The sequence below is a fragment of the Nostoc sp. genome (assembly GCF_036917555.1).
In the GTDB taxonomy this organism is placed as follows: domain Bacteria; phylum Cyanobacteriota; class Cyanobacteriia; order Cyanobacteriales; family Nostocaceae; genus Nostoc.
The window spans coordinates 55,855-72,956 of record NZ_JBALDD010000023.1 but is presented as its reverse complement, the minus strand read 5'-3'; the positions used below and the strand labels follow the sequence as shown (position 1 = coordinate 72,956).

The window sequence follows — 17,102 nt, the reverse complement described above, 5'->3', positions numbered from 1 at the left end:
ATTATTACCTATTTTTGTAAATGAATTAGATTCTGAATTTCTATGGATTTGAGTAACTTAATATCTACTTAAGCATAAACTTTTACAAGTCCCTCTAAACCATTAACGTTAATGCCATTACCAACAGCTGCCAATTTCCACTCATTATTATGATTGTAAATTTCAGCCATAATCATTCCGGTCATTCCTTTATATTCAGAACCCGATAGATGATACTTAGCGAGTTCTTGATTATTAGATGTATTGACTAGGCGTACAAAGGCATTTTTTACCTGTGCAAATTCTTGCTTCCGAATAATACAATCATAAATATTAACTGTAAAAACCAATTTTACAATCTCTTTTGGTAGACGAGCTAAATCTACAAGAACCTGCTCGTCATCACCTTCTCCTGCACCTGTGAGATTATCACCCAAATGGGTAATAGCTCCTGATTTGTGGGATAGATTACCAAAGTAAATAAGATTGCCTATATCTGTTATTTTGCCATTTTGATCTAAACAGATTACAGAGGCGTCTAAATCAAAGTCTGAAGCGTTGCTAAAAGCGCCAAAAAAACCGCCACCTGAACGTTTTGCTATATCCCAGCCCAGTCCGCACATCAGTTTTGTTAGCCCAGGAGCTTCTTTAGAAAGTGAGATGCGTTGTCCTTTTTGTAGGTTGATTCCCATGTAAGTTATTTCAAGGTATATTTAATTGACAAGATTATATCTAAACTTTGCTCTATATATTTAATGTTAAAAGTATTAAATATACTACTTTTTAAAAACTATAAAATATAGAGTGATATAAGTTTAAAAGCTAAAATTTTCATGAATCTTCAAAAAGATACTATAACTCTCTAATATCTTTCTTAGCTATAGCGTTCAAGTAGTGATTGTAATCCTCCTTGATAGCCTGAGCCTACAGCATTAAGACGCCATTCACTGTCTTTACGGTAAAGTTCTGCCATGATTAATGCTGTCTCTACAGAGTAGTCTTCAACAAGGTCATAGCGGACTGCTTCTTGTTTTGTTTGAGCATTGACAATACGCACGAAGGCGTTTTTGACTTGACCAAAATTCTGATTACGTTGCTGTGCTTCATGAATAGTTACAGTAATAACTATTTTTTGAACATCTGCTGGTACTTTTTTAAGATCAACTTTGATGACTTCATCATCACCTTCACCTGCACCAGTAAGATTATCTCCCAAGTGCTGAAGTGATTTATCAGAGTCAGGACTTGTGAGGTTATTATAAAAAATAAAGTGGTTGTCAGAAATAAGTTTTTCGTTAATACCTAACATGAATACTGAGGAGTCTAGATCAAAGTCATAACCTGTATCTGTAGCTTTAACGTCCCATCCAAGTCCAATAAAGACATCTGTTAAGCCAGGAGCAACTTTTTCAAGTGAAACTCTTTGTCCTTTTGTTAGTGAAACTGCCATAATTTTTTCTTCCTATTTATAGCAAATGGATGCACCAAGTAAGCAATCTGTTTATTGTTACTTTCAAATAAGTGGAAAATTGTAGATATCAACAAAAAATAATTACCTATGGCACTGGGTTTTTATAAAAAACCTCACCAGTAATTATTTAATTTTTGACTTGGATAGTTTTGAAGATAGATTTGGTCAACCTAGTTTTCTATTAGAATTAACCAAGAAGTTTACCTATTTGCAGTTGAGTGATAACAAACACGCTACAGAATGGAGTGTATGTCATATTTGTTATGCGCTCTATCGTAGTCACCTTCAATAAGCACTGAAATCAATAAAAATACGTAAACGAAAAAATAGAATTTTTGAGATTCTTAATAAATGAGCGATATGCTGTATGAACGGCGTATGTAAAGACATAGGGAGTTTAAGCTAATAATCATTCCGCATCCTAGTGTCTCCCATTCTCTGCGTAAGAGCGTATTTCTGAGGCTAAGGATTATGCAACTTAAAGATGGATTAATTTAATCTCTCCACAGTGCCACTTGCTGTTTCAGTTCTATCATATCCAAATAATCATTAGCAAAAGCTTTCCGTAAAAGTGGATGAGGAATAAAACCATCATATTTTTGAATTTCTGGTGCTTCTGAAGTACTAACTAAATCTTCTGAAGTAATTCTTTGTTTGCATAAGGAAGTAATCTCACGATAAAGATATTTAAATTTATCCTTGCCTAATTTAATTGTCAAATAATAGGGATTTACTCCACCAATACTTGTAATTTCCAACGATTCCCGGCAGTACGAGTTGAGTAATCTTTCTAAGGTGCGATAAGCAACCGTACCCATCCAAGAAAAAATACAGCATTTCCCTTTTTCCAATTGCAAAACATTCCGCTTATCTAATCCAACTTGCTGCACCAATTGGCGAACTTGATGTAAACGTTGCAAAGCATTTGTTTGCAAGTAACTGTACTCAATATTTTCCAATAATACTTGCTGCATTCGTTGCAAAACTTTGGTATGAATAGTTCCACCACCACCACGCCAATAAATACTAGATTTACCCTCAGCTTGCTTAACAAAAATAGCCTTCTTTTTAAAGTCAACTTCTACGACTTCCCAAGTTCTGCCAGCTAAAGCAAATTGATTGCCAACAGGAAGCGGTGTGACAATACTGCCAATTTCTGTTGCACCTTGCTTAACAATGTATTCTTGCTGTTCAGCAAAGACAGCATAAAACTGAAATTTTCTCACCACCTTTTCTCCTGCCAAACCCAGAATTAATTTACCTTGTTCAGTATGCTGAATATGACCAATATCAATTAAATAGCGTAGTAATAGTTGTAAATCCTCTTTGGAAATGGCAGCAAAGGGCGGCAGGCTAAAAATTTGTTTAGCTAGGGCATTAGCTGAAATTTCTCCTGCAGCTGTTAAAATACTCATTGTTTGGTGATAAAGCAAACTCAAAGGATATTTAATTGGTCTAATTGGTTCAATCCATTTTTCCTCTAAATAAAGTTGAATTATCGCAATACACTGTAAAAGTTGCCAGGGGATTTGTTCTGGGAGAGAAGCTTCTGATAATGGCTTATCTTCAGCGCATACAAAACGCATATCAGCAGCTTCACCTCTTCTACCACTGCGTCCCAAGCGCTGTAAAAAACTAGCTACAGACAAGGGTGATTCTAACTGAATCACTCGCTCTAAATTCCCGATATCTATGCCTAATTCTAGAGTCAGAGTGGCGGCGGTAACAGCTGGATTATTGGGTTCACGCATTGCATTTTCAGCAGCTTGCCGCAAGCTAGCAGATATACTCCCATGATGCACATGATATATATCTGGTAATCCTTGTTCTGTGGCAATTTGTCGCAAAGATGCAATTACAGATTCGGTTCGTGTGCGATTATTAGCAAATATCAGGCATTTGCGAGACTTACTAAGGTTGAAAATATATTGTTCATCAGTTGTCACCTCTGATTCATCTACTTCATCAGTAATATAAAAATGTTCTACAGCTAGTTTTATTTGCCGTTTGATGCCATCAATTTTGGGTGTAATAACTGGCTTATCTGTTCCTGAACGCAACCACTCTTCAGCTATTGAGTAATCACCAAGAGTTGCTGATAAACCAATACGACGCGGTTGTTTTTGCGTCAATTTTGCTAAACGTTGTAATTGGCAAACAATTTGACAACCGCGTTCTGAACCCATAAAGGCGTGAATTTCATCAATGATGACAAACCTTAAATCACCAAATAAGCGAGGTAGGTCTTGATTTTTGTTAATTAACAAACTTTCTAGAGATTCTGGGGTAATTTGGAGAATGCCTTGAGGATTATTTAAAAGCTTGTTTTTTCGAGTTTGTGAAACATCGCCATGCCAGTGCCAAACTGGAATATCTGCTTCTTTGAGTAAGTCGTTGAGACGCTCAAATTGATCGTTAATTAAAGCTTTGATTGGACTAATATATAATGCGCCAATTGTGGCCGAAGGGTTGGCATGTAATAGAGTCAAAACTGGCAGAAAGGCTGCTTCTGTTTTACCAGCAGCAGTTGCAGCAGTAACTAGCAAGTGAGCCTCAGTGTCAAATATAACTTGACAAGCGGCAATTTGAACTGGACGTAATTCAGTCCACTGGTGATGATAAATATATTCTTGGATGAAGGGTGCAAGTCGGCTAAAGGCATCGCTCATATTTTTTATGGATGAAAGTGTTAGTAAAATTACTCCTTGGTATTTCAGAGAGTTCCATGCTTGGAATTACCGATTGCTAAAAGCGATCGCTACCCTTAAATTTCTATCGTAGAATATCTACGACAAGAGCATTGGTGGCAGAAGTTCCACCTACTATGTCATATATGAAGATTGTTGCTTAATTGTTTTATGTCTATTCAAGTCTACGGAATTCCCAATTGCAGCACTTGCAAAAAAGCTTTGAGGTGGCTCCAACACAACAACATTAACCATGAGTTTATCAACACCAAAGATACTCCGCCGACTCGTGAGATGATTCAAAACTGGGTAAAGTCTTTGGGTTTTGCTCCCATGCGAAACACCTCTGGTCAATCCTACCGCGCTTTAGGAGATGAAAAGAAGACTTGGGCTGATGAACAGTGGGTTGATGCATTCACTCACGACGCAATGCTGCTCAAACGCCCACTTTTCGTCAAAGATGGAACAGCTGTGCTGGTTGGCTTTAGAGATGAGGGAATGAGTATTTTCAGTTTTTACTCCTATTGACTCAATGCAGATTAACATCCGTCAGTCAAACTGAAGTAATAGAGCAAGTATATAATGAGGCAAAAACCATGAAGAAGTATAAGGAAATATTACGTGTGATCCTTGCTATATCGATCATTGTGGTTGGAGTGACACACTTTGTAATTCCAGAACCTTATGTCAAAATTATGCCACCCCAACTTCCTTACCCTTTAGGATTAGTTTATCTCAGTGGCTTTTATGAAATTTTGGGTGGTATTGGGTTATTAGTTCCGCCTGTAAGTCAAGCTGCTGCTTGGGGACTTATTGCTCTTTTTATTGCGGTTTTCCCTGCCAATATCAATATGGCGGTTAATCACATTCAGCTAGAACATATACCAAACTCACCTTGGGTACACGTAATTAGACTTCCTTTTCAAGCCGTTTTAATTGCTTGGGCTTGGTGGTACACAAAATCTTCGTTTGGGGAAAAACATGCTTCTATCATTCCTAAGTCAATGATTCCCAAGGAACTAGAATGAGAATAAGTGCGTTTTTTTATATCTGAATCATGCGCCTCACAACTTTGTTTGGAATAACACTCTCGTTAGCAATAGGCATTGGAGAAGTTACGCTTCCGGTGACTCAAGCTGTGCAGCTTAGAGATGGCCTTGTCTATTTCGTCCAACCGCCGAAACTTGTTGAAGCGATAACTACTTACAAAGATGTTAATGTTTTGAGCGCAACTTACTATTTCACCATCAATGTGCCAGAAAATGCTGGAGAATCCCTCCAGAAGGTAACGATCGCCCAAAAAGAGGGATCAGAAAACATCCGCTACCATCTTGATGATACCCGTGCATTTGTCGGCACACGCGCTCACAAAGAAACACAACTGAAACTAGGCCCAGTCACAAACGAGCGCGACACACGCACGGTTTCTGTAAACTTTGACCCGCCTGTAACTCCAGGACAGACAATTACCATCGCCCTCCGCCCTGTAAGTAATCCGAGCTTTTCTGGTGTTTACTTATTGGGTGTTACAGCATTCCCTGTGGGTGAAAAGTCTCACGGTCAATTTCTTGGCTTTGGACGCTTTCAGTTCTACAGCAATAGCGGAAGTTGGTTATTCCCATAGAGGGAATAGGGAATAGGGAACATTTTCTAAAAGTTGTGTTATAAAAACGGGCAAGAGTCTTAAACAATACGAAACGGCTTACCATCAAGCTTTTTCGTTAAATACTTCTGAAGATTCCGGAAAAATTAGCTGTATTTTTCCTGAGCGCTGACGTGTACTCTGATTTTTCGGGAAATGCGTAATTCTTACAGCAATGGAATCATATGATGTCTGGGTAACTAACCATAATAACCGGAACCCCTCCCCACTCTTCGGGAGGGGATTAAGGTGTGGGGTGCAATGACTGTGGGAATCATAACTAATTATGCGGACATGATATTACTTGTGAAGAATAATTTAAAATCTGTAACATTAAGCCAGTTCATCTAATTACTCAGGTTGATCACAAAGCCTAAGTAGATTGGACTAAGTTAGAAATCACCATGAGCAATTCCTCTGGTGCTACGGGTTTAACGATGTGCTGTTGAAACCCTGCTCTTAGTGCGTACTGCTGATTGATTTCGCCTGCATAAGCAGTCAGAGCGATCGCAGGCATCTTTTTTCCTCCAATTTTTGCTTCCAGATTCCGCACCTGTTGCATCAGCATATAGCCGTTCATCTCTGGCATCCCAATATCGCTGAGTAAGATATCTGGCTTTGACTGGGTTAGCGCTTGTAATGCTTCATATCCTGATGCTACTGCGGTGACGATCGCGCCAAACTGTTCCAGTACAAAGCTGAAAAAGTCGCGGGTATCATCATTGTCATCCACAACCAGCACTTGTAAACCCATCAGGGGAGAGGAGGGAAAAGCGACAGTTGAGGAATCAGTATTTGTGTCATCCTCGAGCATCGCACCGTCCTTGATTAGCGGCAACCTAACTGTGAAAATCGCTCCCTGCTCCTCGCCAGCACTTTCCGCCCCAACCGTTCCCCCGTGCATCTCAATCAAGTGACGAGCGATCGCTAAACCTAACCCTAATCCACCAAACCTTCTAGTTGTTGTACTATCACCCTGACGGAAATAGTCAAATACATGAGGTAAAAAGTCAGGGTGAATGCCTTTACCTGTATCGCTGATGGTAATCTGCGCTTCAGCATCGATGCGCTGCAATTGCACATTTATTTTTCCCTCAGTCTCAGTAAACTTGACGGCATTCGATAGAAGGTTCCAGAAAACTTGCTGTAAGCGGGCTGAATCACCCAAAACTTTCCCTACAGTTGGATCGAGCATCGTCTCAATCGCAATGGTTTTAGCCTCTGCTGCCAAATGCACTGTTTCCATTGCGGCTTCAAAGGTAGATACCAAATCGACTGGGATCATGTTAAGGCTGAGTTTGCCTTGAAGAATGCGAGAAACATCTAATAAGTCTTCAATTAATTGAGCTTGTAATTTGGCATTGCGCTCAATAGTTTTCAGGGCTTTGTTGAGCGATGCCTCATCAAATTTCCGGCTCTGTAACAGTTTTGCCCAACCGAGAATTGGATTCAATGGCGATCGCAATTCGTGGGAAAGTACTGCCAAAAACTCATCTTTGATTCGATTAGCAGCCTCAGCTTCCGCCCTGGCTCTTTGCTCAAGTTGCAAAAGGCGATCGCGTTCTGATTCGGTGCGTTTGCGATCGGTGATGTCAGTTAGCATGGCGATCGCACCTAAACACTCACCCTGTTCATTCAAAATCGCTCTCGCAGAAATCAGTGTCCAGATGTACGAACCATCCTGGCAGCGTAATCGCCCTTCTTTGAGATCGCTCTCTTCTCCCCTGAACCACTCCAGTTTCGCTTCGGCTGCTGCTATATCATCAGCCCGCTCCATAAAATCAAATATAGAACGACCGAGTATTTCTGCTGCCGGATAACCCAACATCTGCAACATTCGCTGATTCACGAACTCTGTTCGGGCTTCAGAGTCAATCATCCAGATTCCCTCATAAGAGGTATCAACAATTCGGCGATACTTGGCTTCACTCTTCTGTAAAGACTCCTCTGCTTGCTTGCGCTTACGCCGCTCTTTCGCTTCCCGTAATGCCCGTTGCACCGAGGGAACTAACCGCCCTAGTCGTTGCTTTAATACATAATCGGTTGCACCGTTCTTCAAAGCTTCGATCGCTAATTCTTCACCCAGTGCAGCAGAAACAAAGATAAAAGGAACCTCTGGACAACGATTTCGGGCAATTTCCAAGGCAGAAATTCCATCAAAAGATGGCAGGGCATAATCGGCAAGAATTAAATCGAAAGTTTCTGATTCCAGAGCAGCTAGGAAATCAGCGCCGGTTTCAACTCTGATCAGTTCGCAATTAATTCCCCCTTCAGTTAACATCGCTTGGGCTAGCTCTGCATCTAACAGACTGTCTTCCAAAAGGAGAAAACGGAGGACATTCATCAGTTGCTCTCCTGTTGACGATGAGGCGCTGGAGGTAAAGCACCAACGGGAGGCTGATTGATCACTGCCCAAAACAGTCCAACACCTTTAATAGAATCGACAAACTCATGGTAATCTACTGGTTTAACAACGTATGCATTCACCCCTAACTCGTAGCATCGAAGTAGGTCTGGCTCCTCACGGGAAGAGGTAAGTACCACGACTGGAATCACTCGCATTATTGGGTTAGATTTGAGTTCTGCCAGCACTTCTAGTCCATCGATTTTAGGTAGTTTTAAATCGAGCAGTACTACAACAGGATACCCTTCCATCCGCAACCGAAACAACCCCCGGCGATAAAGATAATCCAGTGCTTCCTCTCCATCACGTACCACCACTACTTCATTGGCGAGATGGTTTTCTGACAAGGCGGCGAGGATTAACTCTGCATCGTTGGCACTGTCTTCAATCAGCAGAATTCGTTTGAGTTCTTTCATTCACTCTCCTTTCTCAACAACTTAGGCAGTGAGAAATAAAAAGTGGCGCCACTGTCAACTACAGCCTCTGCCCAAACTTGACCATTATGCCGATGAATAATGCGTTGCACGTTTGCCAATCCAACACCTGTTCCTTCAAATTGTGGGTCGCTATGCAGGCGTTGAAATACTCCGAATAGCTTGTGAACATATTGCATATTAAAGCCTATGCCGTTATCTTGTACAAAAAAGACAACTTCGTTTTCATTGTCAGTACTTCCAACAGTAATTTCTGCTGGATTTCGAGTCTGGCTATATTTTACGGCATTGCCTATCAGGTTGCGAAGCACCAGTCGCAGCATGGAGGGGTCGCCCTGCGCTTCTGGCAGTGGCTCGATGTGCCAATGGATTGTGTGTCCTAGGGTTTGTGCGATCGAGTCGCGTTTTACTTCTTGTACCAATTCCTCCATATTCAGGTTGATATAGCGCATTTCCGTGCGCCCCATCCGAGAAAATGTCAGCAATTCATCGATCAGTATTCCTGCCTGTTTGGTAGTTTCGGCAATTATTTTCAAATAACGCTGACTGGTTTGATCTAAGCTTGTTGAGCTATGGCGCTTCTGAAGCAATTCGACAAATCCGGCGATGTGGCGCAGTGGTGCCCGCAAGTCGTGAGAAACTGAGTAGGAGAAGGATTCGAGTTCCTTATTCGCGGCTTCGAGTTGGGCAGTGCGCTCTTGAATTCGTTGCTCTAGCATTTCATTGAGTTGTTGCAGGGCGGCTTCGGCAACTTTGCGATCGTGAATGTCGCTAGCGATGCCCACCCACTTGAGAATCTGTCCGCTTTGATCTCGAAATGGTAAACCCCGGACAATATGCCAACGATAGCTACTATCAGAAACTTGACGGAAGCGAATTTCTACTTCGTAGTCTGTAGCGTTAGCAACAGCCTGCATCGAAGTTTTTAAGACGCGATCGCGGTCATCGGGGTGAATCACATAAATCCAGCCATAGCCAGCGGTCTGCTCCATTGTCAGTCCGGTATAGTCTAACCAGTATTGATTGCAATAGGTAATACCACCATCGCGATCGCCCATCCAAATTGCTTGTGGCGACACTTCCGTTAAAATTCGGTATCGCTCCTCACTGTCACGAAGCGCTTCTTCTGCCAACTTGCGTTCGCGTCGCGCAGCTTGCTGTTCGCTAATGTCAGTGATCAATGCCACATACCCTTCAACTGTTCCCTGTTTATTAAACTGGGGAACATAAATGGCATTAATGTAACGCGTGCCACCATCTTTATAGGGAATTTGACCTTCAAATGTTACCTGCTCTCCTACTAGTACTTGTTCCACATAAGGACGAAGCAATTCATAAGCGGGTTCACCCACAACTTCCCAAAGATGCTTTCCATAGATATCTGCCGCCGGATACCCAAACCACTCTTCATAAGCTCGGTTGTTGAAGCGGTAGCGTTGTTCTGAATCTACAAAGGAAATCAGAACTGGCAGCGTATCTGTAATTAAACGAAGTTCTGTTTCTCGTTGCCGCAGTGCTTCTTCTATGAGCTTACGGTTGGTGATATCGCGCCAGCAATCTATTGCACCAATAATCTGACCTTGGGAATCTCGAATTGGTACGACATTAGCGATCGCTGTAATTGTAGTACCATCTGGACGTTCAATGATGTATTCTTGATCGCGGATTATTTCTCCATAGCGCGTAGCACGGTATAAAGGTAGTTGCTCTAAGGTGAGGGGCGTTACACCATCAGCGAGAAACAGATTGTAGAGCTGAACATAAGACTCAGAAGATATGCCAACGAGAGATTCACTCGCTCTGCCCAAAAGCTCTTGCGCGAGTTTGCTGTTAGCAATGATTGGGAAATCAGGGGGACCGCCAGCGATCGTAATTCCCTCTGGGACATGTTCTAGGAGCATTTGCAAAATGCTCTGGGCAACTTCTGCTTGGCGGGAGCGATGCTGGGCTTCTGCTTCGGCTTGTTTGCGTTCGCTTAAGTCAAGAACAAAACCAATGATTGTCCGATCTCCCTGTTTAGCAAAACCAAGTAGAACCGGAACTAGAGAGCCGTCTTTGCGGATGTATTCCTGCTCAAAGGGCTTACAACTCCCAGTAATTGTCAGTTCTTGAATCGATCGCTCACTTACCTCAATGTATTCGAGTGGAACGATCTCGCCCCAGCGGATTCGACCAGAACGCAAATCCTCGCGTGTATAATTGAGCATTTGTAGAAAGGCATCGTTGGCTTCAATGATTAAGCCGTTGAGATCGGCCACAATTACCCCAATAATATTAGACTCGGTTAAGCGACCAAACCGTGTCTCGCTTTCGCGTAGTGACTTCAGGCTCGCTTCAGCTTTTCTTTGGGCTGTGCGGCGTGATTCGTTGAGCCAGATGATTAACCCCGCTGTCATCATGAACACGACTAGCCGCACTAAAATCTCCAGATTTGTAATCTTCAGCGGAGAGAGCGGATGAAGAAACAAGTAGTTGATTACCAAAGTAGACAAAACAGTTGCAAGTAGTCCTGGTGCGAAACCCCCGTACCAGGCACTCACCATCACCGCAGCCAAAAATAGTGCCGCAGGTGCTGCGGTGAAATATGGACGGAGCGGCAGCGTTATTCCCACTGCTAAGGCAACGGATAGCAAAGCAATACTATAGTGCAGCAGTTGCTCCCGAATGATTGCGCCCTTGTTTCTACCGCCAGCAAAAATCTTTTTGGGTTCAGCTGTTCTGACTTTATGAGCCATAACTCTACTCTGCTTCTGGAAAATACTGGTTTAGCAGCCTTTTGCCGGGTTCACCCATCTGCCGTAACATTTCTTCTATTAGTTTTAGTGCTATGGGTGAAGGGACTGTATGCTCATTTTTCCAATGATTAACTGTTTTAAAGTAAACTCCTACTTTAGCAGCAAACTGTTTCTGAGAAAGATTGAGTTGCTGATGAAGTTTCCAAATGAAATCTAAAATAGACCTCTTGCATAAGTCGAATAGACCCCCCTTTTTCCCCCCGATATATTGGGGGGAAACTTGAAATCTTGCCCCCTCCCCTTTACAAGGGGAGGGTTGGGGAGGGGTGATTCAAGGATTTTTGCAAGAGGTTTAATTTCCAGCCGCTTTGTTACAGACATCTGTGTATTTATATCCTCATAGGATAATTAGCATAAAACAGGTGTCCTATTTATTATCTCTTACTTAGAGAATATTTTAAAAATGATTGGCTGTAATTTTAGGCACTTGTTGATAAGAGGCAGGGGCAGGGGGGCAGGAAAAAAGGTACAAACCTCGCCCGCAAGTGGCGCGAAAGCACCCATGCTCCTTTTCTCCCTTGGTAAAAGCCCCACCCCTTGTGCGTGGTTTTTCTCCCCTGCTCCTGCTCCCTGCTCCCCGCCCCCCTGCTTATTTACATTACTCAATCCCCAATCCCCAGCCCTTTTTACTTCATCATCCCATGAGAGGAGAAGGGGGTTAGAGAAGAGATGGCGATCGCCTGAGATAATTTTAGAAGGTGCGTAGACGCTGACTCAATTTGTCGCCAGACATACCTTGACTTTTACTTGATATCGTCGCAGAGATGGCGATCGCTCTGACTCACTTTCGAGTTATTCTGCAAATAATCATGTAACCAATCACAGCCACGTGCCAATAGATTATCTAGCTTATCTAAATAATCTAGCTGCTTTAAATGCCACAGAATCACAGTGTTATCAGCACTACCCAAGGCAAGGATGTCGCTATTGGGAGAAAAACTCACACTTAATATCTCATTTCCCTGCCCAGTAAGAGTTCTGATCAAGGTGCCATCTGGCTTCCAGAGTTTCACAGTTTTATCATCACTGGCTGTAGCAATGATTTTATCCTTGTCTGAGAAATTAACACTCTTGACTTCATCGTTATGCCCATTCAACTTTTTGTACCAGTGAAACTCACCCTGACTGTCCTGCTTCCAAAGTATCAACGTTTTGTCATTACTGGTCGTGGCAATCATTTTGCCATCGTGTGAAAAGCTAACGCTGTAGACCCAACTTTTATGCCCATTCTCCCCCGTCAGAGTCTTGTAGATTTTAAACTCCTTGCCATTACGTTTCCAAAGTTTTATTGTGTTGTCATCACTTGCTGAAGCAATTAAATTACCATCCGGCGACCAAGCTACACCTCTTACCCAATCACGATGACCTTTGAGAGTTCGGTAAGGCAAGGTTTCAAAATTGCCGTTGCCATCTTGCTGCCAAATTTTCACAGTATTATCCACGCCACCCGCAGCAATGAACTTACCATTAGGTGAGAAACTCACATCCAATATTTTGTCGCTATAATCACTAAGGGTTTTAATAAAACTACCGTCCCGCTTCCAGAGCTTCACAGTTTTATCTGTACTAGCAGAGGCAATTATTTTGCCATCGTGTGAGAAAGTTACGCTATTAACCTCATTATTATGTCCCTCAAGAGTTTTGATTAAGGTGCCGTCAGGTTTCCAAAGTTTCACCGTCTTGTCATAACTGGCAGAGGCAATTATTTCGCCATCGGGTGAGAAACTCACCTTACTAACCTTATTGCTATGAGAATTGAGGATACTTAATACGCCACTTCCCAACCGACCACCTTTAATTGTAGTGTTAGCACAAGTGACTGAGGAATTTCCAGCATCAAGTTGCCAAATTTTTATAGTAGTATCAGCACTTGCGGAAACAAGAGTTTTACAGTCAGGTGAGAAACGAACAGCATAAACCCCATTAGTATGTCCTGAAAGGGTTGCCAGCAAAGTACCGTCAAGTTTTCCGTCAGGCTTTTTGTCAAGCTTCCAAAGCTTCACTGTTTTGTCTTGACTGGCAGAAGCAATTATCTTGCCATCTGGACTAAAACTGACATCTAAAACTCTGTCTGTATGTCCCTTAAAAAGTTTTAGCAGTGTGCCGTCTGGCTTCCAAACTTCCACAAAGTTATCCCGACCAGCAGTGGCAATTGTCTTGCCATCCGGAGACCAAGCTACAGCCCAGACAAAATCGTCATGGGCATTCTTAAAAGTTTTGAGTAGTTTACCGCTGCGTGTCCACAATTTCACTGTCTTGTCTCGACTACCCGTAGCAATAGTCTGATTATCAGGTGAGAAAGCCACGCTTGTGACTCCATCTTTATATCCTTGGAGTTTTCTTATGAAGCTACCGTCGTCGCTCCGCCAAAGTTTTACAGTCTTGTCCCGACTCGCTGTAGCAAAAATCTTACCATCGGGAGAAAAACTTAGCCCATAAATTCCGTTGCTATCTTTTGTATCGTGAGCTTTGAACTTTTTTAATAGAATACCGTTGAGGTTCCAAAGTATCACAGTGCCATCGAAATCGCCTGAAGCAATCATTTTACCATCAGGTGAAAAACTCACGCTTAAGACTTTATCTTTGTGCCCTTTGAGGGTTTTTAGTAATGTACCGTCAGGCTTCCACAGTTTTACAGTGTTGTCATAACTAGCTGAGGCAATCATCTTACCGTCAGGTGATAAACTGATGCCCCAAATAAGACCTTCATGCCCTTCCAACCGATTGCGCTCTACTAACCAGTAAACTGGCTGCTGTAATGCCGTTATAACTTGGGTACGAATTTCAAAATCGGTTTTTCCCCAGGCTGTAGGTTGGAGTTTTTTACCTGCTCTGATGCCTTGTTTAAGTGCTTCAAACCTTTGATTTGAGGCAAAAAGTGCTTCCGAAGCTTTACTAATAGCAATTGTCTCAGCTTGTTCTGTTTTTTGCCTTTCAGATTCTGTTTTTTGCCTTGCAGATTCTGCCCACACTCCCAATCCTACTGCTAGAACTGCCAGAATGGACATCATAGTGCCTCCAACGATGGCTAAGTTTCGTTGTCGTTTGAGAACACGATTGAGTTTTGCTTCAGTGTGTTGTCGTTTTTCTTTCTCCTTTTTGTGTTTTTCTAATTCTCTTGCTTGTTGGGACTGCCGGATAAAAGACACTAAATAGTCATGAACCAGTTGATATCGGTCAGCAGAGTCTTCTGGAATATTTAACACAAGCCCCGAATCAACTAAAATCTTTAAGACTATATTTAATTTTTTTTCTTCTGAGACAATATCTGCTGTTTTTAAATCTTCTACTAAATTGTCGAAAGTTTTGATAGGACGAGTACCTTTTTCGTCTATTAGTAAATATAAAACTACTCTGGCACAGAGTTCATTTTCAGAACCACAGTCTTTAATAACTTCTTCTAAAAATCGCTCAACCAGTTTTTCTTTTGTTCCTGATTGAAGATATTGTTCTAAAGTTGTAATTTTATCTGTTTGGAGTTGCGCTCCGACGATTTGTAACTCAATGGGGCGTATCTTGCCAAGTTCGTCTGCTAAATCCCGCACTAATTCATCAATCAATGCAGGCTCTAAATAAAAGTGAGAGCGTTCTGTTAAACTCTGCACAACAGCTTTAGCATCTGTTGGCGAAAAGTTTCCCAAATAATAGCGAATATTTTTATCGAGAATATTATTATTAATTGCAGTCAAATTAAATAGACGGTCTAATTCTAACAAATAATGTAAATAATCTTCCCGCAAAGACAGAATTACCTTAACAAAAGGAATATCTAGACAAACTCGTAAAAAATCATAAAATGCTCGTCTTTGTCCTTGGTCTGGATAAACAAAGAAAAACTCCTCAAACTGGTCAAACATTAAAACCGTCAACAAATTCCGGTCAGCATTTCTTCGTAATTGTTCTAAAATAGCTGCTGAAGAATCAAGATTAGCAAATAATTGATTACCTCTGACTTCCTCAAAAGCCTTAGCTAAACTCTGCCCCAACATTCCCACCCAATCTGTATAAACTCGTAACAAAATAGGTAAAGCATCTCGCTCACCAATTGCTTGCTGTTGCAGCGCCGGGATTAATCCACCCTGCAAAATTGAACTTTTCCCCACTCCTGACTGACCATGAATTACAGTCAATTTATGCTCAGTCCCGCCAATTCTTTCTCGCAACCGCTTCACATCTTGTCCCCGACCAGAAGCGGCAATTTCTTGAGCAATGGTTTCAGGATTTTCTACTTGCAACTGTGCGGAACTAATTGCCTGTCGCTGCGGGTTGAGATAAGATGCACCAACAAAAGCGCGAAAGCCATACTGCTGTTCAATTTGTAATTGTTCTTGCTTAATATTAAAAGCATCTAGATATTCACCTTGTTCAAAGTAGAGTAAGCGTAACCTTTCTAATATAGATATATATAATTGTGGGTTGTACTGATGATTACTTTCAAACTTTGCAGATTTGAAACTATTAATTGCTACTTGATATTGACCTAAACCCTGTTGAGATTTAGCTAAAATAAACCGATACAACCCAAATTGATCTGGTTGTAAATTAGGTATATCAGCTAATATTTGCAATGCTTGCCCCGCAAGTTGATGAGCTTCATCCCAGCGTGACTGCTCTAAGGCTAATTCTGCCAAAAAACTGTAATCTTTAGCCAATTGCAACGGTGTGCCATAATTTTGATGTAGCGGTAGAGATTTTTCAACAAGGATTTGCAACTCTGGCCATGCTTGCAAATCTCGCAGAACTTCACCTAGTTTAGTAATATGTTTTGCAACTAAATCTGAACGTTGTGCTTGTTCAAAAATATCAATAGCTTGCTGAAAGTAATTTCTCGACTCTTGCCAATAACGTTGATTTTCTGTTTGTTTTTTTTCAGATTGGCGGTTATAAGCTGAAGCAATATTAACGAGTAATATACCTTGTCGCTCTAAATAATTACTTTGTCGCCAGAACCCCAAGCTCTGTTGATAATGTGCTATAGCAGAATCTATCTGGTCATGTAGATAATCATTTAAACCAAGCAAAAACTCTAAACTTGCTTGAAGTGCTGCTTCTAATACTTCTCCTCGATTTTGCAAATATTGACGGGCGGTTTCTAGTTCTCGGCACATTTGGGGATTGGGCGTTACATCACCTACAAAGATTTCATCACTTTTTTGTTGAAGGAAGTTGACTAACTCATCAGTAGGGTTTTTAAACTCAATAATAGTTGCCCAATTTTCTAAATCAGTTGCTAATCGAATAAATTTTTGCAGAACTGAATCATTAACCCACAACAATATCGGAAACGGGAAGTTCTTTCTAAACTCCTCCCGTACTTGGTTAGCTGAAGTCAGAACTGTATCAATATCTTTAACCGACTCTAAACCAAAAATCATCAACGCAGGTGGCTGTTCATCTCCCAGTTGTTCGCGTATATTTGTGTAAAGCGTTTTGACTGATGCAGGTAAGGTAATTTCGCATATTTCCACAGGAGAGATTTGGTGCAACCGTTCTGCCATCCGCTGACCTAAAGCAGTATAGTTACAGCGCAATATAATCAGCGAAAATTGCCCTTGAGAAAAGGTAATTGCTCTGACTAAAGTTTTTAATGAACTCTCATTGTCAAAGGCTAAATTTTCCGGTTCTTGCTGATTAGTCATAACATAAAGCAGTTTTCTTTTGCATGAAGTACAAAGCTACGGGTTTTGAGG

The 17,102-nt window shown here is 41.5% G+C and carries 11 protein-coding genes; 3 read left to right on the top strand and 8 right to left on the bottom strand.

The genetic code is table 11. The features are described 5' to 3' along the window. Positions 1-68 precede the first annotated feature (68 nt). The 3 genes from V7K60_RS08900 to V7K60_RS08890 all read right to left on the bottom strand — a co-directional run bounded on the left by V7K60_RS08900 (position 69) and on the right by V7K60_RS08890 (position 4,119). Entirely contained in the window at positions 69-671 is a 603-nt protein-coding gene (locus tag V7K60_RS08900; RefSeq protein WP_334924724.1) for a TerD family protein, read from the bottom strand. Positions 672-853: 182 nt separating this feature from the next. Beyond that, positions 854-1,429 (bottom strand): TerD family protein, encoded by a 576-nt coding sequence (locus V7K60_RS08895; protein WP_334924723.1) that lies wholly within the window; start codon positions 1,427-1,429, stop codon positions 854-856. A gap of 515 nt (positions 1,430-1,944) precedes the next feature. Further along, positions 1,945-4,119 (bottom strand): DEAD/DEAH box helicase, encoded by a 2,175-nt coding sequence (locus tag V7K60_RS08890; RefSeq protein ID WP_334924721.1) that lies wholly within the window; start codon positions 4,117-4,119, stop codon positions 1,945-1,947. Between the two features lie 189 nt (positions 4,120-4,308). On the opposite strand from V7K60_RS08890, the gene V7K60_RS08885 reads away from it, so the two are divergent. The 3 genes from V7K60_RS08885 to V7K60_RS08875 all read left to right on the top strand — a co-directional run bounded on the left by V7K60_RS08885 (position 4,309) and on the right by V7K60_RS08875 (position 5,761). Next, on the top strand, positions 4,309-4,665 hold the full coding sequence (locus tag V7K60_RS08885) for a Spx/MgsR family RNA polymerase-binding regulatory protein (RefSeq protein WP_334924719.1): 357 nt from the start codon (positions 4,309-4,311) through the stop codon (positions 4,663-4,665). A gap of 68 nt (positions 4,666-4,733) precedes the next feature. Further along, positions 4,734-5,165 (top strand): DoxX family protein, encoded by a 432-nt coding sequence (locus tag V7K60_RS08880; protein ID WP_334924717.1) that lies wholly within the window; start codon positions 4,734-4,736, stop codon positions 5,163-5,165. Between the two features lie 29 nt (positions 5,166-5,194). Next, positions 5,195-5,761, top strand: a complete 567-nt coding sequence (locus V7K60_RS08875; RefSeq protein WP_334924715.1) for a DUF2808 domain-containing protein — start codon at positions 5,195-5,197, stop codon at positions 5,759-5,761. 391 nt (positions 5,762-6,152) lie between these two features. On the opposite strand, the gene V7K60_RS08870 is transcribed toward V7K60_RS08875, so the two are convergent. From V7K60_RS08870 to V7K60_RS08850, 5 genes are all read right to left on the bottom strand, one after another. Then, the gene (locus tag V7K60_RS08870) at positions 6,153-8,123 is read right to left on the bottom strand and encodes a hybrid sensor histidine kinase/response regulator (protein WP_334924713.1); all 1,971 of its coding nucleotides are present in this window, start codon (positions 8,121-8,123) and stop codon (positions 6,153-6,155) included. Further along, a complete protein-coding gene (locus V7K60_RS08865; protein WP_334924711.1) occupies positions 8,123-8,599 on the bottom strand; it encodes a response regulator in 477 nt (158 codons plus the stop codon). Before V7K60_RS08865 ends, V7K60_RS08870 begins: the two co-directional genes overlap by 1 nt. Beyond that, the gene (locus V7K60_RS08860) at positions 8,596-11,352 is read right to left on the bottom strand and encodes a PAS domain S-box protein (protein WP_334924709.1); all 2,757 of its coding nucleotides are present in this window, start codon (positions 11,350-11,352) and stop codon (positions 8,596-8,598) included. The genes V7K60_RS08865 and V7K60_RS08860 overlap by 4 nt, the downstream gene beginning before the upstream one ends. 4 nt (positions 11,353-11,356) lie before the next feature. Further along, positions 11,357-11,560, bottom strand: coding sequence for a helix-turn-helix domain-containing protein (locus tag V7K60_RS08855; RefSeq protein ID WP_334925508.1), 204 nt, complete (start codon positions 11,558-11,560; stop codon positions 11,357-11,359). Between the two features lie 595 nt (positions 11,561-12,155). Continuing rightward, the gene (locus V7K60_RS08850; protein ID WP_334924707.1) at positions 12,156-17,051 is read right to left on the bottom strand and encodes an nSTAND1 domain-containing NTPase; all 4,896 of its coding nucleotides are present in this window, start codon (positions 17,049-17,051) and stop codon (positions 12,156-12,158) included. Between the last annotated feature and the right edge of the window lie 51 nt (positions 17,052-17,102).